Origin of the sequence: Pseudomonas sp. CFBP 13602 (assembly GCF_014842725.1) — a bacterium.
Classification (GTDB): Bacteria; Pseudomonadota; Gammaproteobacteria; order Pseudomonadales; family Pseudomonadaceae; genus Aquipseudomonas; species Aquipseudomonas baltica.
Genome location: NZ_JACYVT010000003.1, coordinates 218,229 through 244,170, shown reverse-complemented (window position 1 = coordinate 244,170; position 25,942 = coordinate 218,229). Strand labels below are relative to the sequence as shown.

Genomic DNA, 25,942 nt, shown 5'->3' with positions numbered 1-25,942 from the left:
TACAGGGAGCACTGGTGCTTCTTCCCCTGTGTAGCAGCGGCGCGAGCCGCGTCCGGGGTCACTGCGCATCCGCCCAACCAAACACTGCATTGGCGTTCCGGGTGCTGGCCGCTGCCAGGGTCGTGGCATCGGTGCCCATGATGCGCGCCAATGCCTCGGCGATGTCCGGCAGATGCTCCGGGCTGTTGCGTACACCCGGATACATCGCAGGCGCCATGTCCGGCGAATCGGTTTCCAGAACGATGGCCTCCAGCGGCAAACGCGGCAGTACCTTGTGCATGCGCAGCGCCTGCGGCCAGGTCGGCGCGCCACCCAGGCCCAGCTTGAAGCCCAGCTTCAAATACTCCCGTGCCTCTTCCCAACTGCCGGCGAATGCATGAATGACCCCTGCGCGGGGCAGTTTGAAGCGCTTCAAGGTCGCGATCACTGCCGCATGGCTGTGCCGCACGTGCAGCAACACCGGTAGCTCGAACGCCACGGCCAGGTCCAACTGCGCTTCGAACAACGCCTGCTGCCGATCGCGATCCAGGTCCTTGAGGTAGTAATCCAGGCCGAACTCGCCGATTGCACACAGCTTCGGGTGTCCGTGCAAACGCTCAAGCCACTCGTGCAAGGCAGTCACATGCTCGGGCCGGTGCTCTTCGAGAAACACGGGGTGCAGGCCCAAGGCCGCATACACCCGCTCATCCGCCAGCGCCAGGTCCCATACCCGCTGCCAGTTGGCTTGATGCACACCCAGCACCACCACCCGCTCCACACCACGCGCTGTGGCGGTGTCCAGCACGCGCGCGCGATCGGCATCGAAGTCGGGAAAATCCAGGTGAGTATGGGTGTCGATCAAGCGCACCATCAGCCCTCGTGAATTCTCTGTTTGAAGGTCCGGGCCAAGGCATTCACGCCGGGCTCGTAGTGCTTTTGTTCCACAGCGGCCAGTGCCAGTTCCAGCGCCTTGCTGGCGATCATGTTGTGCTGTTGGGCCATGGCGTTGACCGGCAGCGGCAGGAAGTCCAGCAACTGGGTGTCGCCGAACGTGCCCAGGTGCATTGCCTGGGAATCCAGCGGCCGCTCCTGCAGCACATCGAACACGCCCTGCAGCAGCACGTAGGAGGTGGTCACCAGCGCGTCGGGAAGGTGGCCGAGCTTGTCGAGCAAGGCTTGCATGGAATGCTGGCCACCTTCGCGACTGAAGTACTCGCTGTGCTCGACCAGCACCGTGCCATCGAAATCGGCCAGCGCAGTATTGAAGCCCTCGGTTCGCGCCTGGCTGATGCTCAGTTCCGGCCGTGCGCCGATCAAGGCGATGTGTCGAGGCTTGGGCAGCAGCAGGCTCTGGGTCAATTGCAGGCTGGCGTTGCGGTCATCGCTGATCACCGAGCAGAACTGCGCCGGGTCCATCATCCGGTCGATGGCGATCACGGGCGTGCCCTTGGCCTGCAATTCACGGTAGCTGTCGTCGCTGGCCGGCAGGCAACTGGCAACGAACAGCGCGTCGCAACGTCGGGCACGAAACAGCTGCAGCAGTTGCAGCTCGCTGGCCGCATCGTCGTCGGAGCTGGCGATCAGCAGCTGGTAACCATGGGCGCGGGCACCTTGTTCGAGCAGCTTGGCGATGCGCGCGTAGCTGGGGTTTTCCAGGTCCGGCAGGATGAAGCCCAGGGTACGCGTGTGCCGACTGCGCAGCCCGGCTGCCTGGGGGTTGGGGGTGAAGCCCTGTTCCTGGACGATGGCCTCGACGCGCGCCACCGTCGCCTTGCTGATGCGCTGTTGAGCGGCCTTGCCATTGATGACGTAACTGGCAGTGGTGACCGAGACGCCAGCCAGGCGAGCAATATCGCTGAGTTTCAACCGTTGATTCCTTAGTGTCGTCGCGCCCATGCCGAGGCATTGAAGCGCGCTCATTCATCGTTTGTCGGGTGGCGCCAGGCTAAGTTCAGGCAACGTAACCGACAGGTTGGACTTCAATCATCGAAGATTATCGAGTAACGTGCGCTGCATTCTAGATTAAACGTTTCAGCCCGCGTGTTTCCTGCCGTAAAACATCTCTTGTCGAGGTCTCAACCTTACCCTCGGCAACGCAGGCCGGACCTATCGGAAGTACAGAGCGCGCACCTCGATGCTCTATGCTCACACTTCACAACAATACCTCAGCGCGCTGCCGCCGCTGTAAAGGAGAGAGGCAATGCTGGAGCTCACTATAGAGCAGATATCCATGGGCCAGAGCGCCGTGGATAAACCCGCCGCCCTGCAATTGCTCGCCGACAAACTGGTTGCCGATGGCCTGGTGGCCGAAGGTTACCTGGCCGGCCTGCAAGCGCGTGAAGCTCAAGGCTCGACCTTTCTGGGCCAAGGCATCGCCATTCCCCACGGCACGCCCGATACCCGTGACCTGGTGTTCACCACCGGCGTGCGCCTGCTGCAATTTCCCGAAGGCGTGGATTGGGGTGACGGCCAGAAGGTCTACCTGGCCATCGGCATCGCCGCCAAGTCCGACGAACACCTGCGCCTGCTGCAACTGCTGACCCGCGCGCTGGGTGAAACCGACCTGGGTGAAGCGCTGCGCCAGGCCACCGATGCACCCGCGTTGCTGAAGCTGCTGCAAGGGGCGCCGCAGGAATTGGCGCTGGATGCGCAGATGATCGGCTTGAGCGTGATGGCCGAAGACTTCGAGGAACTGGTCTGGCGTGGTGCGCGTCTGCTGCGTCAGGCCGACTGCGTGAGCAATGGTTTTGCCGCGCTGCTTCAGCAGGTCGAAGCCCTGCCGCTGGGCGATGGCTTGTGGTGGCTGCACAGCGAGCAGACCGTAAAGCGTCCGGGCCTGGCCTTCGTCACCCCCGACAAACCCCTGCGCTACCTGGGCCAGCCGCTGACTGGGCTGTTCTGCCTGGCCAGCCTGGGCGAAGCTCACCAGGCCTTGCTCGAACGCCTGTGCGCATTGCTCATCGAAGGCCGCGGCAACGAATTGGGCGCTGCTACCAGCACTCGCGCCGTGCTCGAAGCGCTGGGCGGTGAGCTACCTGCCGATTGGCCCAGCGCACGCATCGTGCTGGCCAACGCACATGGCCTGCACGCGCGGCCGGCGAAGATTCTGGCGCAGCTGGCCAAGAGCTTCGAAGGCGAGATTCGCTTGCGGGTGGTCGAGTCCGGCGGTCTCGCGGTGTCTGCCAAGAGCCTGAGCAAGTTGCTCAGCCTGGGTGCGCAGCGCGGTCAGACCCTGGAACTGGTCGCCGAGCCGACCATTGCCGGCGACGCCTTGCCGGCGTTGTTGGCGGCCATCGAGGAGGGCCTGGGCGAGGAAGTGGAACCGCTGCCGAGCGTCACCGAGGCTGCGCCTGCGCCGCCCGCTGTGACCAAGGCGGTCAAGCTCAAGCCACAGGCGCCAGGCGCGGGCGTGCAGGTCCAGGGTGTCGCCGCTGCCCCTGGGATCGCCATGGGCCCGGCGCACATCCAGGTGCTGCACGATTTCGAATTTCCCCAGCGTGGCGAGTCCGTGGCGCTGGAGCGTGAACGCTTGCAGGCCGCCCTTGGCCAGGTCCGGCAGGACATCGACGGGTTGATCCAGCGCGCCCAGGCACAAGCCATCCGCGAGATTTTCGTCACTCACCAGGAAATGCTCGACGACCCGGCCCTGACCGATGAAGTCGCTGCCCGCCTGCAGCAGGGCGAAAGCGCTGCCGCGGCCTGGAACACGGTGATCGAAGCGGCCGCGGTGCAGCAGGAATCGCTGCAGGATGCGCTGCTGGCCGAGCGCGCAGCCGATCTGCGCGACATCGGCCGTCGCGTGCTGGCGCAGCTGTGCGGCGTGCCTACCCTGGAAGAACCCAAGCAGGCCTATATTCTGGTGATGGACGAGGTCGGCCCATCCGACGTCGCCCGTCTGGACCCGGCGCGCGTGGCCGGGATTCTGACCGCCCGCGGTGGCGCCACTGCGCACAGCGCCATCGTTGCGCGTGCCCTCGGCATTCCTGCCGTGGTGGGCGCAGGCGAGGCGGTGTTGCAGATTGCCGCCGGCACCGCATTGTTGATCGACGGCCAGCGCGGCCTGCTGACTGTGGCCCCGGCGCCCGAGGTGCTGGAACAGGCGCTGGCCGACCGTGACCGTCGCGAGCAGCGCCTGCAGGCGGCAGCCGAGCGACGCATGGAGAGCGCCGTGACCCTGGACGGGCACGCGGTGGAAGTGTTCGCCAACATCGGCGAAAGCGCCGGTGTCGCCAAGGCCGTGGAGCAGGGCGCCGAAGGCGTTGGCCTGCTGCGCACCGAGCTGATTTTCATGGCCCATTCGCAAGCCCCGGACGAGGCGGTGCAGGAAGCCGAGTACCGCCGCGTGCTCGATGGCCTGCAAGGTCGGCCGTTGGTGGTGCGCACGCTCGATGTGGGCGGCGACAAACCGCTGCCGTACTGGCCGATCGACAAGGAAGAGAACCCGTTCCTGGGGGTGCGCGGCATTCGCCTGACCCTGCAGCGTCCCGACGTGATGGAAGGCCAGCTGCGCGCACTGCTGCGCGCCGCCGACAACCGCCCGTTGCGGATCATGTTCCCCATGGTCGGCAGCCTCGAAGAGTGGCGCCAGGCCAAGGACATGACCGAGCGCGTGCGTCGCGAGATTCCGGTCAAGGACCTGCAGCTGGGCATCATGATCGAGGTGCCGTCGGCGGCATTGCTGGCCCCGGTGTTGGCCCGCGAGGTCGACTTCTTCAGCATTGGCACCAACGACCTGACCCAGTACACGCTGGCCATCGACCGTGGTCACCCGACCCTCTCGGCCCAGGCCGATGGCCTGCATCCCGCGGTGCTGCAACTGATCGACATCACCGTGCGCGCGGCACACGACTACGGCAAGTGGGTCGGCGTGTGCGGCGAACTGGCGGCTGATCCACTGGCAGTGCCGTTGCTGGTCGGCCTGGGCGTGGATGAATTGAGTGTCTCGGCGCGCAGCATCGCCGAGGTCAAGGCGGGGGTGCGCGAGCTGACGCTCAGCCACGCGCAACAATTGGCCCGGCATGCGCTCGGGCTGGGCACCGCTGCGCAGGTACGTGCCCTGGTGGAGAAATCTTGATGGCACGCATCCTGACCCTGACGCTCAATCCGGCGTTGGACCTGACCGTGGAAATCGACGGACTGGAACTGGGCGAAGTCAATCGCAGCACTGCCTTGCACCGGCACGCCGCCGGCAAGGGCCTCAACGTTGCCCAGGTGTTGGCCGACCTCGGCCATCAAGTGACGGTGAGCGGCTTTCTGGGCGAGGCCAACCCGCAACCGTTCGAGGCCTTGTTCGCTCAACGCGGTTTCACCGATGCGTTCATTCGTGTGCCGGGCGAGACGCGCAGCAACATCAAGCTGGCCGAACGCAGTGGCCGGGTCACCGACCTCAATGGTCCAGGGCCGGTGGTCGACGACCAAGCCCAGGCCGCTTTGCTGGCTCGCCTGCACGACATTGCAGCGGGCCACGACGCCGTCGTAGTGGCCGGCAGCCTGCCGCGTGGGGTGAGCCCTGAATGGTTTCAGGCGCTGCTCGAACAGCTTGCGCACATGGGCTTGAAGGTGGCACTCGATACCAGCGGGGCTGCCTTGCGTGCGGGCTTGAAGACGCGTCCATGGCTGATCAAGCCCAACACCCACGAGCTGACCGAGGTGCTCGGCAATTCCGTGGAAACGCCGGTCGAGCAAGCGGCTGCGGCGCAGCGCCTGTTGGCCGACGGCGTCGCCAATGTGGTGATCTCGCAGGGTGAACGCGGCGTCAATTGGTTCGCGGCCGACCTCGCCTTGCAGGCCTTGCCGCCCACCGTCGAGGTCGCCAGCACCGTAGGTGCCGGAGACTCGCTGCTGGCCGGGCTGGTGCACGGTCTGCTCAGCGAGCAGGCGCCGGAACACAGCCTGCGCACGGCCACGGCGATCGCCGCCATGGCGGTGACGCAGATCGGCTTCGGAATCAGTGATGCCGCGCACCTGGCGCGGCTTGAAAGCGGCGTCAGCGTACGTCCGCTGACAGAACAATAAGAGGGTTGAAGATGAAACTAGCTATTGTCACCGCGTGCCCCAGCGGGCGGGTGTCCAGCGTCTTGAGCGCACGTCTGCTCGACGCTGCGGCCCGTCGCCAGGGCTGGACCACCTTCGTTGAAGTGTTCGACCCGCAACACCCGGAACTGCGTCTGAGCGCAGCCGATATCGAGAACGCGGATTGGGTGCTGGTGGTCAACACCGGCGCCATGGACCTGAGCCGCTTCGTCGGCAAGCGTCTGTTCCAGAGCAGCCCGGCCCACGCCCTGCAGGACGTCGACGGCTTCCTGCGCCAGGCCGCCGATCAGGCCAAGCCCTATGCCGCGGCACCGGCAGCCGCCGCGGCCGCGTCGCGCGCGCCACGGCTGGTAGCGGTCACCGCTTGCCCGACCGGGGTGGCGCACACGTTCATGGCGGCCGAGGCCTTGCAGCAAGGCGCCAAGCAGTTGGGTTATGAACTGCAGGTGGAAACCCAGGGTTCGGTGGGTGCGCGCAATCCGTTGAGCGTGCAGGCCATCGACGAAGCCGACGTGGTGCTGCTGGCCGCCGACATCGAAGTGGCTACCGAGCGTTTTGCCGGCAAGAAGATCTATCGCTGCGGTACCGGTATCGCCTTGAAACAGGCCCAGGCCACGCTGAACAAGGCCTTGGCCGAAGGTGAAGTGGAGTCCACCGGCAGCGCTGCCGGTGCGCCCAAGAAGCAGGAAAAGACCGGCGTCTACAAGCACCTGTTGACCGGTGTGTCGTTCATGCTGCCGATGGTGGTGGCGGGCGGTTTGCTGATCGCGTTGTCGTTCGTGTTCGGTATCGAGGCGTTCAAGGAGCCGGGCACCTTGCCAGCGGCATTGATGCAGATCGGTGGCGAGGCGGCATTCAAGCTGATGGTGCCGTTGCTGGCGGGCTACATCGCTTACTCCATCGCTGACCGTCCGGGACTTGCGCCTGGCATGATCGGTGGTTTGCTGGCGAGCACCCTGGGTGCGGGCTTCATTGGCGGTATCGCGGCCGGTTTCATTGCCGGTTACGCCGCCAAGGCGATCAACCGCTATGCGCGCCTGCCGGCGAGCCTGGAAGCGCTCAAGCCGATCCTGATCATTCCACTGCTGGCCAGCCTGTTCACCGGCCTGGTGATGATCTACGTAGTGGGCAAACCGGTGGCCGGCATGCTCGCTGGGCTGACCACCTTCCTCGACAGCATGGGTACTACCAATGCGTTGCTGCTGGGCGTGCTGCTGGGGGCGATGATGTGCGTCGACCTGGGCGGACCGATCAACAAGGCGGCGTACGCGTTTTCGGTGGGGCTGCTGGCCTCGCAGAGCTACGCGCCGATGGCCGCGACCATGGCCGCCGGCATGGTGCCGCCGATTGGCTTGGGCCTGGCCACCTTCCTGGCTCGACGCAAGTTTGCCCAGACCGAGCGTGAGGCTGGCAAAGCGGCATTGGTGCTGGGGCTGTGCTTCATTTCCGAAGGTGCCATACCGTTCGCTGCCAAGGATCCGCTGCGGGTGATCCCGGCGAGCCTGGTCGGTGGCGCGTTGACCGGCGCATTGTCGATGTACTTCGGCTGCAAGCTGATGGCGCCGCACGGTGGGCTGTTCGTGTTGTTGATTCCCAACGCGATCAACCATGCCTTGCTGTATCTGCTGGCCATCGTTGCCGGGGCCTTGCTGACTGCGGTGGTGTATGCAGTGATCAAGAAGCCGGAAGTCCAGGAAATTGCCGTAGAGCCGGTCAAGGCCTGATCCCGTAGCAGCGGCGCAAGCCGCGTCCGGCCTCACCGTGGTGAGCCAGATACACCGCATGCACCGCCGACGCGGCTCGCGCCGCTGCTACAGAGGGCGCGTGCGGTTTCATCGCGGTGAGGTTGATACACCGCATGTACCGCCGACGCGGCTTGCGCCGCTGCTACAGAGGGGGCGATCAGGCTGGATGCGGTGTGCGGTTTCATCGCGGTGAGGCTGACACACCGCAACCCCTGTAGCAGCGGCGCGAGCCGCGTCGGCGGTATGCGCGGTGGGTCAGTAGACGTCGCGTCGGTAGCGGCCGGTTTCGATCAGGTCGTCCAGGCGTTCCCGGCCCAGCAATTGGGCCAGCACTTCATCCACCCCGCTGGCCATGCCCTGCAGGCTGCCGCAGACATAGATCACTGCACCATCCTCCACCCACTGCAGCAACACCTCACCGGCCTCGCGCAACCGATCCTGCACGTACACCTTGTGCGCCTGATCACGCGAGAACGCCAGATCCAGCCGCGCCAGATCACCACTGGCCAGCCACCCCAGCAACTCATCCGCGCACAGGAAATCATGGGTTCGGTTACGTTCGCCGAACAGTAACCAATTGCGCCGCTGGCCTTGTTCGATGCGGCCCTTGAGCAAGCTGCGCAAGCCAGCCAGACCGGTGCCGTTGCCCAGCAGAATCACCGGCACCGGCTCCTGCGGTAGATGAAAGCCGGCGTTGCGCCGCAAGCGCAGGCTGACCGCGCCGTGCACCTGGGCGTGTTCGGTCAGCCATCCCGACCCCAGCCCCAGGCTGCCGTCGGCGTGGCGCTCCTGGCGCACGATCAGTTCCAGCCGGCCGTCGCTGGGCAGCGAAGCAATGGAATACTCACGTGCAGCGATGGGTATCAGCGCATCCACCAGCGCCTGTGCATGCAAACCTACCAGGTGCCCGCGACTGGCCGGCAGTTGCCGACTGGCCAGCGCCTGACCCAGCGGCTCCTGCAAGCCATCGACCTCAACCAGCGCAGACGCCTGCAGCCCCAGCCCGGACAACCACTGGTCGATGGCCGCGCAGCCGTTGCGTGGCAGCACGTCGACCAGATCGCCAGCCTGCCAGTGGGCCTCGCCATCATTGTGCAAGGCAATGCGATAGACCGCTGCGCCTTCACTCCCCGGATTCAGCAGCTGGCGTTCGAGCAAGGTCCACGGGCTGAACGCCGGTGCCTGCCACACGGCCTGGGCGACGCCCCCGGTCAGCCCGCTCAATTGCTGCTGCCAGTGCTGCAAGGCCGCTGGGTCGGCGTTGTCGACCTCGATCGAGGCAAACAGCGGCTGGGCGCCACGCTCATCGAGCCATTGGTCCAGACGATGAGCGAACCCGCAGAACTGCTGGTATTGCCGGTCACCCAGCGCCAGCACTGCGTAGCGCAAGCCGGGCAGGGCACAGGCACTGCCCAGCACCTTGCGCTCGAAGCCGCGCGCGGTGTCGGGTGCCTCGCCGTCGCCGAAGGTGCTGACCACGAACAACGCCTTGTCGGCCTGCCGCAGCTGCGCTTCATCCACCTCGCCCAAGGCGCGGACACGCACGTTCTGACCGGCCGACTGCAGTTGCCCGGCGGTTTGCCACGCCAGTTGCTCGGCGAAACCGCTCTGGCTGGCGAACCCGATCAACCAACCGGCCGACGTCTCGTCCTGCTGGTGCAAGGCGCCGCGGGCCAGGCGTACCTGGCGCTTCTTGCGACGCCGATCCAGATACAGCAGCCAGCCCGTGATGAGGAACAACGGCATCGTCAGGCTCGCCAGCATCATCAGGATACGACCGACCAGGCCGAAATAACTGCCCACATGCAGGGCGTAGATGCTGGTCAGCAGTTGCGCTTTCAGCGACTTGTCCTCATAGCGCTGGATGTCCTTGACCTGACCGGTGGCCGGGTCGAGGCTGAGCAGGCCGAAGGCCCGATCATGGGGCGAATCCGTACGCAGGTAGAACACCGTTGCCGGCAGGCCGACATTGCCCGGAACACGCATATTGACCACGCTCAGTCGTGGACCGACCGCGCCCTGGATGCTGGCCCACAGCGCGTCGTAATCCACCGTGGGCGCCACATCGGCAGAAGACGCGGTGCGCCGCTCGATGCGTTGGGCGGCAGGGTTGTCGGAGAGCATTCTGTTCACCGCGTTGCCGAACCACTGGTAAGACCAGGTCAGGCCGGTCAAGGCCGCCAGCAGATAGAACAGCAGGCACCAGGTGCCGAACACCGCATGCAGGTCCCAATTGAAGGCGCGACCCTTCTTGGCCCAGTCCAGGGTCAGCCAGGTGCGCCATTGCAGCGCCTTGCGCGGCCAGCGCAGATACAGGCCGGAAAGACAGAAGAACACCAGCATCAGGGTGCAGGCTGCGGTGATCTGCCGGCCCGTCGCGCCCATGGCCAGGAAGCGATGCAGGTCCAGCATCAAGTCGAAGAAGCCTTCGCCGACCACCTCGCCCTGCAACTCCCCAGTGTACGGATCGAAATAGGCCGAAGGCCCTCGACGTTGCCCTGGCGGCGGGGTGAACGACACCCGTGCGGCGCTGCCGTCGACCAGGTCCACACGCAATGCGGCAACCTTGCTGCCCTGCCGCTGCTCGAGGATTTCCACCAGCTGCGCAGCAGGGAGGATGCCGCCATCGCGAATCTGCACGTTCAGGGTCTGCGGATTGAGCGCGCGCAGGATTTCATCCTCGAACGAGTAGCTGGCCCCGGTGATGCCCATCAGGGCCAGCACCAGGCCGCCGGTGATGCCGAAAAACCAGTGCAACTGGAAGAGGACGTTCTTGAACACGAATCACCTTGAGCGGGCCGATCGAAAGGAGGGCAGACGGCATTATGCAGCACTGGCTGAGAATCAGTCTCAGGCGCACCGATTCTGATCATTGCCGTTGCGACGTGAAACGCCCCGCGTCGTCGAAACGAGCGGGGCGCAGCAACCGACGCGCAGTGGCTAGAAGTGGAAGTTGGTGCTCAACAGCGCCGTGCGTCCCGCCGCCTGGTTGGCGAAGTGGGTGCTGAAAGCCTTGTCGTAGTAGGTCTTGTCGGCCAGGTTCTGCACGTTCAGCTGCACGTCGAAATGCTTGCTGATCTTGTAGCTGGCCATGGCATCCAGGCGCACGTAGCTGTCGACCATGGTGGTGTTGGCGACATTGCCGAACACGTCGTCGACATAGAAGGCGCCGCCGCCGATGGTCAGCTTGGGCGTCAGGTTATAGGTGGTCCACAGACTGGCGCTGTTGTTCGGCGTGTTGGGCATCTGGTTGCCGTCGTTGGCCGCGCCCAGCGGGCCGTTGTCGACCACGCGCGCCTGCAGGTAGCTGTAGCCGGCGAACACCTGCCATTGCTCGGTAAGCTTGCCGGACGCCGACAGCTCCAGGCCATCGACTCGGGTCTTGCCGGCGTTCTCGTAGGCAAAGGTGCTGGTCTGCACGCGGGTGTTTTCTTTCTCGGTGCGGAACAGTGCGGCGGTCAGCGACAGACGCTGGTCGAGCAGGTCCCACTTGGTGCCGACTTCGTAGTTGGTGGTTTCTTCGGGCTCCAGGTCACTGCTCAGCAGGTTGCCTGCGCGATCCGGTGCTCCGCCCAGCGGGTTGCCTTCCATGCCTTCGCCCACCAGCGAACCGGGTGGGGTGGCCGAGGTGGCGTAGGAAACATACACGCTGCCGTTCTCGGCAGGCTTCCACACCAGCCCCAGTTGGCCGGTGACGAACTCGCTGGTGTCCTTGCCCTTGGCCGTGGTGGCACCGGCGGCGGTGAAGGTGCGGTAGTCGGTTTCGAAGTGGTCGTAGCGCAGGCCGGCGTTCACCTGCCACTGCGGGCTCAGCTCCAGCGTGTCGAACACGTAGATCGCCCGCGTCTTGCTGGACGTGTCGGTGCCGGCGTAGTTGCGGGCAATGGCGCCGCTCCACGGGTCGTCCGGATTGGGGTTGGCCAGCGACGTGCAGTTGTAGCCGCTGGAAACGATGCTGCCCGGTGTGCAGTTGGTGCTGGCGCCGGCGGTGCGCGGCGTGGTGTCGGTGTTGACGGTGTAGGAACTGCGGTCACTGTCTTCGCGGCTGAATTCGATGCCGGTGGAGAAGCTGTTCTTCAACCCGCCGACGTAGAAGTCACCGAACAGATCGGTCTGGTTGGTGGTGGTCGCGGTGTTGCCGACGCGACTGTTGGCGCGGCGCCAGACACTGCCGTTGTTGACATTGCGCTGGCTGTCGTCGGGCTGGGTGAGGATGTAGTCCTGCATGGTGTTGCCATGGCGCAGGGTGTTCTTCACGGTCAAGGCGTCGGTGAGGTCGTGCTCGATGGCGAAGGTGGCGATGTCGCTGCGGGTCTTGCGGAAGTCACGGTCGCTCAGGCCATAGAAGTTGCTGCGGCTGCCACCGTCCTCAGGCTTGTCCGGATTGGCCGAGGTGCGGCCCGCGTTGCCCGCCGCCGGAATGCTGTAGGGAATGCCCGAGTCGGGCAGATCGTCGCTCTCCAGGTGGTAATAGTCGAGGAAGACCCGAGTCTCGGTGCCCAGGCCGAAGGCCAGCGACGGCGCAATGCCCCAACGGTCGTAGTCGACCTGGTCGCGCCCGGCCACGTTGCTTTGGTGGCTCATCAGGTTGAGTCGCCCGGCGGCGCTGTCGCTGAACTGGTAGTTGCCATCCAGGGTATAGCGCTGGGTCTGGTCCGAGCCCCAGGTGAAACCGCCATCCAGTGAGTCGCCCAGGTGCGCTTTCTTGCTCACCAGGTTGATGGTGCCGCCCGCAGCGCCACGGCCGCCGATGGCCGAGTTGGGGCCTTTGCTGACCTCGATGGATTCCACGGCGAAGATTTCCCGGCTTTGCGCGCCGGCATCGCGTACGCCGTCCAGGTAAGTGTCGCCCTGTGCGTCGAAACCGCGGATGAAGGGTCGGTCGCCCTGCGGGTTACCGCCTTCGCCGGCACCGAAGGTGATGCCCGGTACCGTGCGTAACGCGTCCTGCAGGTTGAGTGCACCGGTGTCCTTGATCACCTGTTGCGGCACCACCGTCACCGAGCGCGGGGTATCGACCAGCGGCGCGGTGTACTTGGCGGACGAGGCGCGCTCGACCTGGTAGGACGTCGGCTCCTGCGCGTCGCCGGTGATGCTGGTGGCACCGAGCGATACTGAGGCGCCCTTGGCCTCGCTGGCCGGCGCGGCCTGTGCCGTTGGCGCGGCGCAGGTAGCGCCCAGGGCCATGCCGATGGCAGAGGCCAGCAGCCGTGGCGATGAGACCGGAATGAAGTGGTGTTGGCGCGTCATGGTGGAAACCTTCCCCAAGGTTATGAGGCGGCGGAGCATAATGTAACTGCATATTTGTAGCAATTGCGAAATATTGCTATTCGAGAGCCGTTTACATTCTTTACAATTTGCTCGACGGTTTTGTCTGCATTTCAGGACATGCGCGCTTGTGTTCCGGCAATGGGAATCAATACCATTGCTGCCCCTTGGCTTGCGGTGACTTTCCATGCTCCTACACATTCCCGGATTGTTCGCGCGCGACGAAGTGCTGCGCATTCGCCAGGCCCTGGAGCAGGCCGATTGGGCGGATGGGCGGATGACGGCAGGCCATCAGTCGGCCAAGGCCAAGCACAACCTGCAACTGCCCGAAGGCCACCCGCTGGCGATGGAGATCGGCGCGGCGCTGCTCGAACGCCTGTGGGCCAACCCTTTGTTCATGTCGGCGGCATTGCCGAACAAGGTGTTTCCACCGCTGATCAACTGCTACACCGCAGGCGGAAGTTTCGATTTTCACATCGACAATGCCGTACGCCAGGCCAAGGGCAGCATCGAACGGGTACGCACCGACCTGTCCTCGACGCTGTTTTTCAGCGATCCACAGGACTACGACGGCGGCGAACTGGTGATCCAGGACACCTTCGGCACTCGCGAAGTCAAGCTGCCGGCCGGCGACTTGCTGCTGTACCCGGCCACCAGCCTGCACAAGGTGCGTGCGGTCAGCCGCGGCGCGCGTTTCGCATCGTTCTTCTGGACGCAGAGCCTGGTTCGCGAAGACAGTCAGCGGGCGCTGCTGTTCGAGATGGACGGGGCGATCCAGCAGTTGAGCCGCGACGTCCCCGAGCACCCCTCGCTGATTCAACTCACCGGCACCTACCACAACCTGCTGCGGCGCTGGGTGGATGTATGAGCGGCGACTTCAGCCTGCGCCGTCGGGAGGTGCTGGACAACGAGCAGTTGAAGGCGATGCTCGTCGCCGAACCGCGCAAGGCCGCCCAGGCGCTGGTGATCGCTGCGGGGCAGGGCGTGGTCGATGCACAGGCATTGCTCGGGCAGATCCTGCTCGATGGCCGCGGTATCGAACGTGATGCGGCGCTTGCACTGAAATGGTTTGCCATCGCGGCCAGCCGGGGCCATGCCATGGCGCACAACATGCTCGGTCGCTGCCACGAACACGGATGGGGCTGCGAGGCCAGTGCCGAACGTGCTGCCGGCCATTACCTGCACGCGGCACGGGCCGGGCTCGATTGGGGCCTGTACAACCTGGCCAATCTGTTGGGTACCGGGCGCGGCGTGGCACTCGACCACCCGCGAGCGTTCGCCTGCTATCTGCAGGCGGCCACCATGGGCCACGCCAAATCCATGAATCTGGTAGGGCGTTACCTGGAACAGGGGCTGGTGGCGGGCGCCGATCTACCCAGGCCACAGGTCTGGTACATGCGTTCGGCCCAGGCGGGAGACTTCCGCGGCCAATTCAGCCATGCCGCGATGCTGGCAGAGGAGGGCGACGTCGATACCGCACTGATCTGGCTGCAGCGGGCTCTCGAAGGGGGGAACGCGAATTTCCTGCGCAGCAGCATGAAGGTGCTGGAGCAGGTCAGACATCCGGCCATCAGGGCGATGGCCAGCCTCTACGCGCAGCGCTTGCAGGCGCTGGAGCAGTAGAGTCACGGGCAGCCCGAGGCTGCCCGCAAGTCCCTGGTGCATTCAGACGTAGAACGATTTCAAAGGCGGGAAGCCGTTGAATTCCACCGCGCTGTAGCTGGTGGTGTAGGCACCGGTGGACAGCCAGTACAGGCGGTCGCCGATGGCCAGGTTCAACGGCAGGCCATATTTGTAGTGCTCGTACATGATGTCGGCGCTGTCGCAAGTCGGCCCGGCGATCACCACCTCTTCCATCTCGCCTTTCTTCTCGGTCCAGATCGGGAACTTGATGGACTCGTCCATGGTTTCGATCAGCCCGCTGAACTTGCCCACGTCGGTGTACACCCAGCGCTCTACTGCGGTACGCGACTTGCGCGCCACCAGCACCACTTCACTGACCAGAATGCCGGCGTTGGCGATCAGCGAGCGGCCCGGCTCGAGGATGATTTCCGGCAGCTCGTCACCGAAGTCTTCCTTGAGGAAACGGATGATTTCCTCGGCATAGGTTTCCAGGCTGTTGGTGCGGGTGATGTAGTTGGCCGGGAAGCCACCGCCCATGTTGATCAGCTTGAGAACGATGCCGTCTTCTTCCTTGAGGCGTTCGAAGATCACCTTGACCTTGGCGATCGCCGCGTCCCACACGCTGATGTCACGCTGCTGCGAGCCGACGTGGAAGGAGATGCCGTACGGCACCAGGCCCAGGTCGCGAGCCAGGATCAACAGGTCCATGGCCATGTCGGTCTGGCAGCCGAACTTGCGCGACAGCGGCCAGTCGGCCGTGGTCGAGCCTTCGGTAAGGATCCGTACGTAGACCTTCGAACCCGGCGCGGCCTTGGCGATGTTGCGCAGGTCGGCTTCGGAGTCGGTGGCGTACAGGCGCACGCCCTTGTCGTAGAAGTAGCGGATGTCCTTGGACTTCTTGATGGTGTTGCCGTAGCTGATGCGCTCCGGCCCCACGCCCTGGTTCATGACCTTGTCCAGCTCGTAGATCGAGGCAATGTCGAAGCTCGAGCCTTTGTCGCGCAGCAGGTCGATGATTTCCACGGCCGGGTTGGCCTTGACCGCGTAATACACCTTGGCAAATTCGAAACCGGCGCGCAGGTCATCGTAGGCCTTGCTGATCATGGCGGTATCGATGACTACGAATGGGGTTTCTTGCTTGTCGGCGAACGCCTTCATTTTGTTGAAGGTATCGGGTGCGAAGTAGTCTTCGACGTTGATCGACATGCTAGGGACTCCTGGTGGCAAACGTCGTGAATATAAATGGGCTCAAATGACCGTCCTCCGTATCCCCACTTTGGTTCGCCTACTTCCCAAGGCATGTCGGGCGAAAGCAAAAAGGCCACGGAAAGCTGCTTTCCGGTGGCCTGTTGTCTCGTCGTCAGTACTTGAGCCGGATGGATCGTTTCCAGCATGGACGGTCGGCGCGAACTTTAGGGCGTGGAAGGCTTGAGAGCAACTAAAAATGTCGCGTTTTCGTACGTTGCTCGATTGCTGGCACTGCAACCGCTGCACACTGCTGCAGCGGTTCCCTTTTAACCGACCCACATGACCGCATGATGTTCCCGAGGGGCTGGCCCGTCGGTCACTCCTTCACGTTCATGAATTCCTTGGCCCAGCTCACGTAGCTCTCCGGATGGGTGTAGGTGTGGGTCAGTTCGGTGGCGCTCAGGTCGGTGCTCTTGCTGAACTGCTGGCGCTGTTCGCGCAGCGAGTCGTAGGTCGCCTTGATCGCTGCAAAATAGGCGCCGTGGCCGTCCACCACCACGCGCACACCCAGCGCCGCCAGGCGTGCGTCGTCGTGCAGCGCAGGGTTGCCGTAGGTCACCAGCATCAGCGGCACACTGAGGTTTTCGGCAATCTGTTCCAGGTGCTCGAAGTCCTTCACGCCGACCATGCAGATGCCATCGGCACCAGCGGCCTGGTAGGCCTGGGTGCGGCTGATCACTTCCTGGGTCGAAAGCACCCCGGCGTGGGTCCGGGCGACGATGGTCAGCTCGGGATCGACCCGCGCTTCGAGCGCTGCGCGAATCTTGCCGACCCCTTCGGCCACCGAGATGAGGTCGGTGGAGCGGCGACCGAACTGCGCCGGCAGCAGGGTATCCTCGATGGTCAGGGCACCGATGCCGGCGCGTTCCAGTTCGACCACGGTACGCATCACGTTCAGCGCGTTGCCATAGCCGTGGTCGGCGTCGGCAATCACCGGCAACTGCGCCACACGACCGATGCGTGTGGCCTGCTCGGCGAACTCGGACAGGGTGATCAGGGCGAAGTCGGGGGCCGCCAGCACCTGCAGCGACGCCACCGAACCGCCGAGAATACCGACCTCGAAGCCCAGGTCGGCGGCAATGCGGGCAGACATCGGATCGAACACCGAAGCGGTGTGATAACACTGTTTTGAAGCAAGCAGCTCACGGAACTGGCGACGCAGGGCCGTGTGGGAAACTTTGGGCATGATCGCTCCTGATTCTGGCGAAACCCCAATGCCTCATGCGGAGGGTTTCTGGAACTTTATCGATTCTTCATGGGTTTTTAGTGACTGGCGCCAGTTTATCACCGCACGGGTGAAGTTGTATTCGTTGGCGCCATTGCGCCGTGCCTGATTCGCCTGCTTCGGCAACTGGCGACGGCGCACGCAAAATGGCAGAGTGTCCGGCCATGCCTGCCTGCCAACGGAATCCCCATGGCCACTCCCACAACAATCGCCAACCCTGCGCCAGGCGCTGCACAGACCAGCCCGCTGGTGATGCGCATCCTGGGTGCCTGCGCCCTCGCGCACCTGGTCAACGACCTGATCCAGGCGGTGCTGCCGTCGATCTATCCCATGCTCAAGGCCAGCTACGGGCTGACCTTCACCCAGGTGGGCCTGATCACCCTGACCTTCCAGGTCACCGCATCATTGCTGCAACCCTGGATCGGCTTCTACACCGATCGCCATCCCAAGCCGCTGCTGTTGCCCGCCGGCATGGTCTGCACATTGATTGGCATCATGCTGCTGTCCATGGTCGGCAGCTTCCCGATGATCCTGCTGGCGTCGGCGCTGATCGGCATCGGCTCCTCGACCTTTCACCCGGAAACTTCGCGGGTGGCGCGACTGGCCTCCGGTGGACGCTTCGGCCTGGCGCAATCCACATTCCAGGTGGGCGGCAATACCGGGTCGGCGTTCGGTCCACTGCTGGCGGCGGCCATCGTCATTCCGTTCGGGCAGGGGCATGTGGCCTGGTTCGGCCTGATTGCGGTGTTCGCCGTGGCGCTGCTGTACGGCATCAGCCGCTGGTACCGTGGCCATCTCAACCAGTTCAAGGCGCGCGCCGGCCAGAGCGCCAGCCACGGTCTGTCCAAGGGGCGAGTCAAGGCCGCGCTGGTGGTGCTGGCATTATTGGTGTTCTCCAAGTATTTCTACATGGCCAGCTTCACCAGCTACTTCACCTTCTACCTGATCGAGAAGTTCGACCTGTCGGTGGCCAGTTCGCAGTTGCACCTGTTCCTGTTCCTTGGGGCGGTGGCGGCCGGGACCTTCTTCGGCGGACCCATCGGCGACAAGATCGGCCGCAAGGCGGTGATCTGGTTCTCCATTCTGGGCTCGGCGCCGTTCACCCTGATGCTGCCCTACGTCGACCTGTTCTGGACGAGTGTGCTGAGCGTGGTCATCGGCTTCATTTTGGCGTCGGCATTCTCCGCCATCGTGGTGTATGCGCAGGAACTGGTGCCAGGCAACGTGGGCATGATCGCCGGGGTGTTTTTCGGCCTGATGTTCGGTTTCGGTGGCATTGGCGCAGCGCTGCTCGGCCATCTGGCGGACATTCACGGCATCGAGTACGTGTACTGGCTGTGCTCGTTCCTGCCCTTGTTCGGCATCCTGACGATCCTGCTGCCGAGCACCAAGAAGGCGGTGTGAGGCAGCGCTAGCGGGCGCGGTGCTCGGCTGGCTGCGGGCGACCGAACAGGTAGCCCTGGAAATGCGAGCAGCCTTCGGCCTTGAGGCGCATGAACTGCTCGTCGCTTTCCACGCCCTCGGCCGTGACCTGCATCTGCAGGCTGCGGCCCATGCCGGTGATCGCGCGGATGATGGCGATGGCTTCGTTGCTGTCGCCCATGTCGTGCACGAACGACTTGTCGATCTTGATCTTGTCGAAGGCAAATGCGCGCAGGTAGCTGAGGGACGAATAACCGGTGCCGAAATCGTCCAGGGCGATGCGCACACCCAGGGCTTTCAGGCGCTGCAGGATACTGATGTTGGCCTGGTTGTTGTCCAGCAGCACCGATTCGGTGATCTCCAGCTCCAGCCGTGCGGCGTCCAGGCCCGACTCGCTCAACGCTGCCTGCACCAGCTCCACCAGGCCATTGTTGCGAAACTGCACCGGCGACAGGTTGACCGCCACGGTCAGCTCGCCGGGCCAGCGTTGAGCTTCGTGGCAGGCTTCGCGCAAAGCCAGCGCACCCAGCTCGTGGATCAGCCCGGTTTCTTCGGCGATGGCGATGAAATCCAGCGGCATGATCATGCCATGTTGCGGATGCTGCCAACGCATCAGTGCCTCATAGCCAATGATCCGCGTGTCGCGCTTGTCGATGATGGGTTGGTAATACAGATGCAGCTGTTTGTCGACGATGGCCCGACGCAGATCGCTTTCCACGGTGCGGCGCTTCTGCGCCAAGGCATCCATGCGCGGATGAAAGTATTCGTAGCGATGGCGGCCGTTGCGCTTGGCCTCGTACAGGGCCATGTCGGCGCAGCGCAGCAATTCTTCGGGCGTGTTCTGATCCCTGGGCGCCAGCGCAATGCCCACGCTCAAGCCCACGCAGAGGCTGTGCCCCTCGATCAGGAAAGCCGGCTCGATGGTGTCGATCAGGCGTTGCGCGGTGAGCTGCGCGTCTTCGCCGTTCTTGAGTTCGGGCAGGATCACCGCGAACTCGTCGCCGCCCAGGCGCGCCAATGTGTCCTTGACCCGCAGCACGTCGCGCAGCCGCGTGGCGATGGCGCGCAGCAGACGGTCGCCGAACTCATGGCCCAGGGCATCGTTGACGTTCTTGAAGTTGTCCAGGTCCAGGCACAGGGTCGCCGTCACGCGGTCGCGGCTGGCGTCTTCACGCAAGGCCTCTTCGAGACGTTGGCGGAACAGCGCCCGATTGGGCAGCCCGGTCAGGCTGTCGTGGTGAGCCATGTGGCGAATGCGCGCCTGGGCAGCGTTTTCGTCGGTGATGTCTTCCACGATCAGCAGCACGTAACTGCTGCCCAGTTCCTTGCCGCGTATGGTCACCGTCTTGCTGCGCAAGGTCCGCAGGCCCAGCAGGGTGTGCTGCTGGCTCTGGGCATGGTGCAAGCCCTCGGTACGTACGCACTGGTCGGTCAACCGGCGCAGATAACCGCTCAACGCCGGCGCCAGGCACTCTTCCAACTGCCGACCGATCATCTGCTCACGGGCATTGCCGAACAGCCGCTCAGCCTGCAGATTCACCAGCAGGATCTGCCGCGATACGGCGTCCTGCACGATGACGCTGGACGGAATATTGGCGATGACCGAATCGAGAAACATCGACAACGAGGCCATTTCGGCGCTGTGACTTTCCGCCAGGCGCTTGGCTTCCAGCAGGCTCAAGTCCCGCGCACGCTTCTCGCTGATGTCGCGCGTGACCTTGGCGAAGCCGAGCAACTGGCCCCTGTCGTCATGGATGGGCTCGATCACTACATGGGTCCAGAACAGCGTGCCGTCCTTGCGCACCCGCTGGCCTTCGCATTCGAAACGCCCCGCCTCCAACGCCGTCGCCAGGCTCTGCGCCGGCAAGCCACAGGCGCGGTCCGCGGGGGTGTAGAAGCACGAAAAATGCTGCCCGACGATCTCCTCCGCACGATACCCCTTGGCCCGCTGCGCCCCGGCATTCCAATTCGAAACGATCCCCTGCGGCGAGAGCATGTAGATCGCATAATCCACCACGCCCTGTACGAGCAGCCTGTACATCACATCGGAATTTTCGTTCATGGGGTGGCGTCTGCTAGGGGGAACTACGGCGCGGTCGAGGGCAGCGGGTGGTCACCAGGGCGCGGTAACCCGTGCACGTGTCTGGTCTACAGGTTGTCGGCTGGCCATGCGCTATCTTTAGCGCGTGGCGGCCCTTGGAGCCTGAATGCAAAAAGCCCCGTATCGCAGGGCGATGACGGGGCTTTCGAGGGGCGCGTGAGGCGGTGTAGCGGGTCGGCTCAGACGTTGAAGCGGAAGTGCATTACATCACCGTCCTTGACGATGTATTCCTTGCCTTCCAGGCGCCATTTGCCTGCTTCCTTGGTACCGGCTTCGCCGTTGTACTGGATGAAGTCGTTGTAGGCGATGACTTCCGCGCGAATGAAGCCTTTTTCGAAGTCGGTGTGGATCACACCGGCGGCCTGTGGCGCGGTGGCGCCGATCTTCACGGTCCAGGCGCGGACTTCCTCGACGCCGGCGGTGAAGTAGGTCTGCAGGTTGAGCAGTTCGTAGCCGGCGCGGATCACCCGGTTCAGGCCGGGCTCTTCCAGGCCCAGGGCCTCGAGGAACATGTCCTTCTCTTCGCCGTCGTCGAGCTCGGCGATTTCGGCTTCGATCTTGTTGCACACCGGCACCACGATCGCGCCTTCTTCTTCGGCAATCACCCGTACCACGTCCAGCAGCGGGTTGTTCTCGAAGCCGTCTTCGGCAACGTTGGCGATGTACATGACCGGCTTGGTGGTCAACAGATGGAAGCCGCGCACGACCGCCTTCTCGTCGTTGCCCATGGTGCGCATCAGGCTGCGGGCCGGTTTGCCCAGGGTGAAGTGGGCAATCAACTGCTCCAACAGGCCCTTTTGCACGACCGCGTCCTTGTCGCCGCCCTTGGCGTTGCGCGCAACTTTCTGCAGTTGCTTCTCGCAGCTGTCGAGGTCGGCGAAAATCAGCTCAAGGTCGATGATCTCGATATCGCGCTTGGGGTCGACGCTGTTGGAAACGTGGATCACGTTCTCGTCTTCGAAGCAGCGCACCACGTGGGCGATGGCGTCGGTTTCGCGGATGTTGGCGAGGAACTTGTTGCCCAGCCCTTCACCTTTCGAAGCGCCGGCCACCAGGCCCGCAATGTCGACGAACTCCATGGTGGTGGGCAGCACGCGCTTGGGATTGACGATGGCAGCCAGTGCTTCCAGGCGCGCATCGGGCATCGGCACGATGCCGCTGTTGGGCTCGATGGTGCAGAACGGAAAGTTCTCGGCCGCGATCCCGGATTTGGTCAAGGCGTTGAACAGGGTGGACTTGCCGACGTTGGGCAGGCCGACGATGCCGCAGTTGAATCCCATGGTGAATCCCTCTTCGAAGAGTCAGGCCTTTTGGCTGTGCAGGTTTTTCATCGCGCGATTCCACTCGCCGGCGAAGATATCCGGCAGCACACCGAGGGCAAAATCGATACTGGCATCCAGCTTTTCCTGTTCGGCGCGCGGGGCGCGGCCAAGAACGAAATTGGACACCAACTTGCTGTCACCCGGGTGGCCGATGCCAAGCCGCAGACGGTGAAAGCCATTGTCATTGCCGAGCTGCGCGATGATGTCGCGCAGGCCGTTGTGCCCGCCGTGCCCGCCGCCCAGTTTGAGCTTGGCGACGCCGGGGGGCAGGTCGAGTTCGTCGTGGGCCACCAGGATCGCTTGCGGCGGTATGCGAAAGAAATTCGCCATCGCTGCGACGGATTGACCGCTGCGGTTCATGTAGGTGGTGGGGATCAACAGACGAACATCATGGCCCTGATGGCTGAAACGCGCCGTCAGGCCGAAATACTTGCGATCGACTACCAGGTTCACACGGTGTGCCTGGGCGATGCGCTCAACGAAAAGAGCCCCTGCGTTATGCCGGGTCTGTTCGTATTCGGGGCCGGGGTTACCCAGGCCAACGATCAGTTGTATGGCGGTCACGGCAGGGGCTCTTCCTTGTCGAGTCGTGGACGCCACCCGAGGGTGTCATCCACAGCTCGGCGTGCGAGTAAGATTACTCGGCAGCGCCTTCTTCGGTTTCTTCGTCGGCAACGATACGCGGAGCGTGGACGTTGGCAACTGCCAGGTCGGTACCATGAGCCAGTGCCACGAACTCGACGCCTTGCGGAGCCTTGAGGTCGGACAGGTGGATGATGGTGCCGATTTCAGCGTCAGCCATGTCGACTTCGATGAACTCAGGCAGGTCTTTCGGCAGGCAGGTGACTTCCAGCTCGGTCTCGGTGTGCGAGATCTCGCCGCCTTTCTTGACAGCCGGTTCCTGGTTCATGAAGTGCAGAGGCACGATGGCGGTCAGTTTCTGGCCGGCGATCACGCGTACGAAGTCAGCGTGCAGGACGTGACCCTTGGCTGGGTGACGCTGCAGTGCCTTGATCAGGACGTTCTGCTTGGTGCCACCAACGTTCAGTTCGATCACGTGGCTGAAGGCAGCCTCGTTTTCGAGCAGCTTGGCAACTTCCTTGGCCAGCATGCTGATCGACTCAGGGGCTTTTTCGCCACCGTAGACAACAGCTGGTACCAGGCTGGCGAGACGACGCAGGCGGCGGCTCGCACCTTTCCCCAGGTCGGAACGCGCTTCGGCATTCAAAGTGAAATCGTTCATGTGTTTCTCCAAAATAACCACGTTCGCCCAGCGTTTGCGACCAGCGCCAAGGCGATACGGGCAAAAAAGCCCCGGCCCGACAAGAGTGTCGGGCCGGGGCGCTTTTCGTCAGAACGGTGTTCGTGAAGGGCAGGGCCCTCAGCGGAACATCGCGCTGATCGATTCTTCGTTGCTGATGCGACGCATCGCTTCGGCAACAACCGGGGCGATATCCAGTTGACGGATACGCCCGCAGGCTTGTGCGGCTGCGGAGAGCGGGATGGTGTTGGTCACCACCAGCTCGTCCAGCACGGATTTCTCGATGTTCTCGATCGCACGCCCCGACAGGACCGGGTGGGTGCAATAGGCGAACACCTTGGCCGCGCCATGTTCTTTCAAGGCCTTGGCCGCGTGGCACAGAGTGCCGGCGGTATCGACCATGTCGTCGACCAGGATGCAGGTACGGCCTTCGACATCACCGATGATGTGCATCACTTCGGAGTGGTTGGCCTTCTCGCGACGCTTGTCGATGATGCCCAGGTCGACGCCCAGCGACTTGGCCACGGCGCGTGCACGCACCACGCCACCAATGTCGGGGGAAACGATCATCAGGTTCTCGAAGCGCTGGTCTTCGATATCGTCCACCAGAACCGGAGAACCGTAGATGTTATCGACCGGGATATCGAAGAAGCCTTGAATCTGGTCGGCGTGAAGGTCGACGGTGAGGACACGGTCGATGCCTACCACGGTCAGCATGTCGGCGACGACCTTGGCGCTGATTGCCACACGGGCAGAGCGCGGACGGCGGTCTTGACGAGCGTAACCGAAGTAGGGGATCACGGCGGTGATTCGCGAAGCCGAGGAGCGGCGGAAGGCATCGGCCATCAGCACCAGTTCCATCAGGTTGTCGTTGGTCGGCGCACATGTAGGCTGGATAATGAAGACGTCTTTACCGCGAACGTTTTCATTGATCTCGGTGCTGATTTCACCATCGGAAAACTTGCTGACGGAGACATCACCGAGAGGGATATGCAGCTGACGCACAACGCGTCGAGCCAGATCGGGGTTTGAGTTCCCCGCAAAGACCATCATCTTGGACACGCGCAGTACCTGCCGGCTGAGGGTATACCTGGATGAGTATAGGAAAATGGCAGGGGCGGCTGGATTCGAACCAACGCATGGCAGGATCAAAACCTGCTGCCTTACCGCTTGGCGACGCCCCTGTAGCTTGAAACTTCCGAGTGCCCAGCACTCGTTTCCTGTTACAGACTCTGCAGCTTGCGATGCAACATCGAAACGTTGCTTCCCTTGGCCACGAACCCTGTAAGGGTGTCTGCAAGAAGGTGCGAAACTCTATCAGCTTCCGCTTTGCTTGGGAAGGCCCCAAACACACAACTTCCAGTGCCTGTTAGCCGAGCTTCAGTGAATTTGCCAAGCAAATTCAGTGCGTTACGTACATCCGGGTAACGACGCTCTACTACTGGCTGGCAGTCATTACGACTGTTTCCCTCAAGAACGGGGCGCACTTTAATGGGCGCCGAGTCACGTGTCAACAACGGATCCGAAAAAATTTCCGCTGTACTTACAGAGACTTGCGGTACAAGCACGAGATACCAGGGCTGTGGCAGTTCGACCGGGGTCAGTTTCTCGCCCACGCCTTCGGCGAACGCCGCATGGCCGCGCACGAACACCGGCACATCGGCGCCCAGGGAAAGCCCCAGCTGCGCGAGCTGATCTTCACTGCAGCCGGTCTGCCAGAGGTGGTTCAGAGCGAGCAGGGTGGTGGCGGCATCGGAGCTGCCACCGCCGATACCACCGCCCATGGGCAGTACCTTGCGCAACCAGATATCGGCGCCCAGCGCCGTACCCGTCAGTGCCTGCAGCTGCCGCGCGGCCTTGACGATAAGGTTGCTGTCGTGGGGTACGTCGGCTATCTGGGTGTGCAGGCACACCACGCCGTCGTCGCGCAGGGCGAAATCCAGCTCATCACCGTGGTCGAGAAACTGGAACAGCGTCTGCAGCTCGTGATAGCCATCCGCGCGCCGGCCGAGGATGTGCAGCATCAGGTTGAGCTTGGCCGGCGCGGGCAGGGTCAGTACGGGGTTCATGGAAGTGCCTGCGCTCATGTCACTGCCCCAGCCGGCGCGGCTGCCAATCCTTGACCACCAGGGTCACGTCCAGGTCCTGGCCATGCAGCTTGATCCGCTCGGGCAGCCAGTAGCCATTCTGTTCGGTGTAGCTCAGGTATTCGACTTTCCAGCCGTCCTGGGCAAGCCCCGCGAGGCGGCTGTCGCCATCAAGGGTCAGCTGGCTCTTGCTGTCGGGGGCCGGCAGGCCGCGGACCCACCAGGACAGATGCGAAACCGGCAGTTTCCAGCCCAGTTGCTGTTCCAGCAGTTCTTCGGGGGTCGTGGCCTGGTAGCGGCCCTGATTGGCCACCTCCAGGCTGACATCGCCCGGGCGTCCGGTCAGGCGCGCCGCACCGCGCCCCAGAGGGCCGGACAGGCGGATGTCGTAGTAATCCTGACGCTGCAGCCAGTACAGGGTGCCGGAACCGGAGTCCTTGGGCGCACGGATGCCGATCTTGCCGTTGATCTCCCAACCGTCGAGCTGGGTGAGTTGCTGTTTGTGCACTTGCCACTGTTGCGGGTTGCCCTGACCCTGCAGGGCTTCGTGGGAGCCCATGCCGGCGCAGCCGGTGAGCACGGCGATGAAAGTGGCAACCAGCAGGTGACGCATCATGTAGGAGGTAGG

The 25,942-nt window shown here is 63.6% G+C and carries 19 protein-coding genes and 1 tRNA gene; 6 read left to right on the top strand and 14 right to left on the bottom strand.

Features of this window, described 5'->3' with window-relative positions; genetic code table 11:
* Window positions 1-58: 58 nt before the first annotated feature.
* Together IFU31_RS07515 and cra are read right to left on the bottom strand one after the other, a co-directional pair.
* A complete protein-coding gene (locus IFU31_RS07515) occupies window positions 59-847 on the bottom strand; it encodes a TatD family hydrolase (protein WP_192102737.1) in 789 nt (262 codons plus the stop codon).
* Window positions 848-849: 2 nt separating this feature from the next.
* The gene (cra, locus tag IFU31_RS07510) at window positions 850-1,845 is read right to left on the bottom strand and encodes a catabolite repressor/activator (protein ID WP_192102630.1); all 996 of its coding nucleotides are present in this window, start codon (window positions 1,843-1,845) and stop codon (window positions 850-852) included.
* Between the two features lie 334 nt (window positions 1,846-2,179).
* Here cra and ptsP point away from each other — a divergent pair, with 334 nt between their 5' ends.
* Genes ptsP through IFU31_RS07495 form a run of 3 tightly spaced genes read left to right on the top strand, consistent with a single transcriptional unit; the run spans window position 2,180 to window position 7,736 of the window.
* A complete protein-coding gene (gene ptsP / locus IFU31_RS07505; RefSeq protein ID WP_192102629.1) occupies window positions 2,180-5,053 on the top strand; it encodes a phosphoenolpyruvate--protein phosphotransferase in 2,874 nt (957 codons plus the stop codon).
* Entirely contained in the window at window positions 5,053-5,994 is a 942-nt protein-coding gene (pfkB, locus tag IFU31_RS07500; protein ID WP_192102628.1) for a 1-phosphofructokinase, read from the top strand. Before ptsP ends, pfkB begins: the two co-directional genes overlap by 1 nt.
* An 11-nt stretch (window positions 5,995-6,005) precedes the next feature.
* Entirely contained in the window at window positions 6,006-7,736 is a 1,731-nt protein-coding gene (locus tag IFU31_RS07495; RefSeq protein ID WP_122715150.1) for a PTS fructose-like transporter subunit IIB, read from the top strand.
* A 276-nt stretch (window positions 7,737-8,012) separates the two neighbouring features.
* Here IFU31_RS07495 and IFU31_RS07490 read toward each other — a convergent pair whose 3' ends face one another.
* Window positions 8,013-10,538 carry a PepSY domain-containing protein gene (locus IFU31_RS07490; RefSeq protein ID WP_192102627.1) on the bottom strand — a complete coding sequence of 842 codons (2,526 nt, stop codon included), beginning with the start codon at window positions 10,536-10,538 and terminating at the stop codon, window positions 8,013-8,015.
* A gap of 159 nt (window positions 10,539-10,697) precedes the next feature.
* Window positions 10,698-13,007 (bottom strand): TonB-dependent receptor, encoded by a 2,310-nt coding sequence (locus IFU31_RS07485; protein ID WP_192102626.1) that lies wholly within the window; start codon window positions 13,005-13,007, stop codon window positions 10,698-10,700.
* A gap of 205 nt (window positions 13,008-13,212) precedes the next feature.
* Between IFU31_RS07485 and IFU31_RS07480 the strand changes: the two genes are divergently transcribed.
* Both IFU31_RS07480 and IFU31_RS07475 read left to right on the top strand, forming a co-directional pair.
* Complete coding sequence (locus IFU31_RS07480; RefSeq protein ID WP_122475247.1) at window positions 13,213-13,893, top strand: Fe2+-dependent dioxygenase; 681 nt, start codon at window positions 13,213-13,215, stop codon at window positions 13,891-13,893.
* Window positions 13,890-14,648: a tetratricopeptide repeat protein gene (locus tag IFU31_RS07475; RefSeq protein WP_192102625.1), complete on the top strand. Its 759-nt coding sequence runs from the start codon at window positions 13,890-13,892 to the stop codon at window positions 14,646-14,648. Before IFU31_RS07480 ends, IFU31_RS07475 begins: the two co-directional genes overlap by 4 nt.
* A 42-nt stretch (window positions 14,649-14,690) precedes the next feature.
* Here IFU31_RS07475 and IFU31_RS07470 read toward each other — a convergent pair whose 3' ends face one another.
* Window positions 14,691-15,854, bottom strand: coding sequence for a type III PLP-dependent enzyme (locus tag IFU31_RS07470; RefSeq protein ID WP_122715155.1), 1,164 nt, complete (start codon window positions 15,852-15,854; stop codon window positions 14,691-14,693).
* A gap of 358 nt (window positions 15,855-16,212) precedes the next feature.
* Complete coding sequence (locus tag IFU31_RS07465; protein ID WP_122475242.1) at window positions 16,213-17,082, bottom strand: isocitrate lyase/PEP mutase family protein; 870 nt, start codon at window positions 17,080-17,082, stop codon at window positions 16,213-16,215.
* Between the two features lie 228 nt (window positions 17,083-17,310).
* Between IFU31_RS07465 and IFU31_RS07460 the strand changes: the two genes are divergently transcribed.
* A complete protein-coding gene (locus IFU31_RS07460; RefSeq protein WP_122475240.1) occupies window positions 17,311-18,525 on the top strand; it encodes an MFS transporter in 1,215 nt (404 codons plus the stop codon).
* A 7-nt stretch (window positions 18,526-18,532) separates the two neighbouring features.
* Here IFU31_RS07460 and IFU31_RS07455 read toward each other — a convergent pair whose 3' ends face one another.
* The 8 genes from IFU31_RS07455 to lolB form a co-directional block, all read right to left on the bottom strand.
* On the bottom strand, window positions 18,533-20,605 hold the full coding sequence (locus IFU31_RS07455) for a putative bifunctional diguanylate cyclase/phosphodiesterase (RefSeq protein ID WP_192102624.1): 2,073 nt from the start codon (window positions 20,603-20,605) through the stop codon (window positions 18,533-18,535).
* A gap of 218 nt (window positions 20,606-20,823) precedes the next feature.
* Entirely contained in the window at window positions 20,824-21,924 is a 1,101-nt protein-coding gene (ychF, locus tag IFU31_RS07450) for a redox-regulated ATPase YchF (RefSeq protein ID WP_122475237.1), read from the bottom strand.
* A gap of 21 nt (window positions 21,925-21,945) precedes the next feature.
* A complete protein-coding gene (gene pth / locus IFU31_RS07445) occupies window positions 21,946-22,530 on the bottom strand; it encodes an aminoacyl-tRNA hydrolase (RefSeq protein ID WP_192058590.1) in 585 nt (194 codons plus the stop codon).
* A gap of 73 nt (window positions 22,531-22,603) precedes the next feature.
* Window positions 22,604-23,209 (bottom strand): 50S ribosomal protein L25/general stress protein Ctc, encoded by a 606-nt coding sequence (locus IFU31_RS07440; protein ID WP_122475235.1) that lies wholly within the window; start codon window positions 23,207-23,209, stop codon window positions 22,604-22,606.
* A 138-nt stretch (window positions 23,210-23,347) separates the two neighbouring features.
* On the bottom strand, window positions 23,348-24,289 hold the full coding sequence (locus tag IFU31_RS07435; RefSeq protein ID WP_043192909.1) for a ribose-phosphate pyrophosphokinase: 942 nt from the start codon (window positions 24,287-24,289) through the stop codon (window positions 23,348-23,350).
* A gap of 47 nt (window positions 24,290-24,336) precedes the next feature.
* Window positions 24,337-24,411: transfer RNA gene (locus IFU31_RS07430), tRNA-Gln, on the bottom strand.
* Between the two features lie 39 nt (window positions 24,412-24,450).
* Complete coding sequence (ispE, locus tag IFU31_RS07425) at window positions 24,451-25,296, bottom strand: 4-(cytidine 5'-diphospho)-2-C-methyl-D-erythritol kinase (protein ID WP_185795007.1); 846 nt, start codon at window positions 25,294-25,296, stop codon at window positions 24,451-24,453.
* A gap of 19 nt (window positions 25,297-25,315) precedes the next feature.
* Complete coding sequence (gene lolB, locus IFU31_RS07420; RefSeq protein WP_192058765.1) at window positions 25,316-25,930, bottom strand: lipoprotein insertase outer membrane protein LolB; 615 nt, start codon at window positions 25,928-25,930, stop codon at window positions 25,316-25,318.
* Between the last annotated feature and the right edge of the window lie 12 nt (window positions 25,931-25,942).

Excerpts from the sequence above, each read along its gene's own strand:
- ptsP (WP_192102629.1), top strand. The coding sequence starts at position 2,180 with ATGCTGGAGCTCACTATAGAGCAGATATCCATGGGCCAGAGCGCCGTG.
- pfkB (WP_192102628.1), top strand. The coding sequence starts at position 5,053 with ATGGCACGCATCCTGACCCTGACGCTCAATCCGGCGTTGGACCTGACC.
- IFU31_RS07495 (WP_122715150.1), top strand. The coding sequence starts at position 6,006 with ATGAAACTAGCTATTGTCACCGCGTGCCCCAGCGGGCGGGTGTCCAGC.
- IFU31_RS07485 (WP_192102626.1), bottom strand. The coding sequence starts at position 13,007 with ATGACGCGCCAACACCACTTCATTCCGGTCTCATCGCCACGGCTGCTG.
- IFU31_RS07480 (WP_122475247.1), top strand. The coding sequence starts at position 13,213 with ATGCTCCTACACATTCCCGGATTGTTCGCGCGCGACGAAGTGCTGCGC.
- IFU31_RS07475 (WP_192102625.1), top strand. The coding sequence starts at position 13,890 with ATGAGCGGCGACTTCAGCCTGCGCCGTCGGGAGGTGCTGGACAACGAG.
- IFU31_RS07470 (WP_122715155.1), bottom strand. The coding sequence starts at position 15,854 with ATGTCGATCAACGTCGAAGACTACTTCGCACCCGATACCTTCAACAAA.
- IFU31_RS07465 (WP_122475242.1), bottom strand. The coding sequence starts at position 17,082 with ATGCCCAAAGTTTCCCACACGGCCCTGCGTCGCCAGTTCCGTGAGCTG.
- IFU31_RS07460 (WP_122475240.1), top strand. The coding sequence starts at position 17,311 with ATGGCCACTCCCACAACAATCGCCAACCCTGCGCCAGGCGCTGCACAG.
- IFU31_RS07455 (WP_192102624.1), bottom strand. The coding sequence starts at position 20,605 with ATGAACGAAAATTCCGATGTGATGTACAGGCTGCTCGTACAGGGCGTG.
- ychF (WP_122475237.1), bottom strand. The coding sequence starts at position 21,924 with ATGGGATTCAACTGCGGCATCGTCGGCCTGCCCAACGTCGGCAAGTCC.
- IFU31_RS07440 (WP_122475235.1), bottom strand. The coding sequence starts at position 23,209 with ATGAACGATTTCACTTTGAATGCCGAAGCGCGTTCCGACCTGGGGAAA.
- ispE (WP_185795007.1), bottom strand. The coding sequence starts at position 25,296 with ATGAACCCCGTACTGACCCTGCCCGCGCCGGCCAAGCTCAACCTGATG.
- lolB (WP_192058765.1), bottom strand. The coding sequence starts at position 25,930 with ATGATGCGTCACCTGCTGGTTGCCACTTTCATCGCCGTGCTCACCGGC.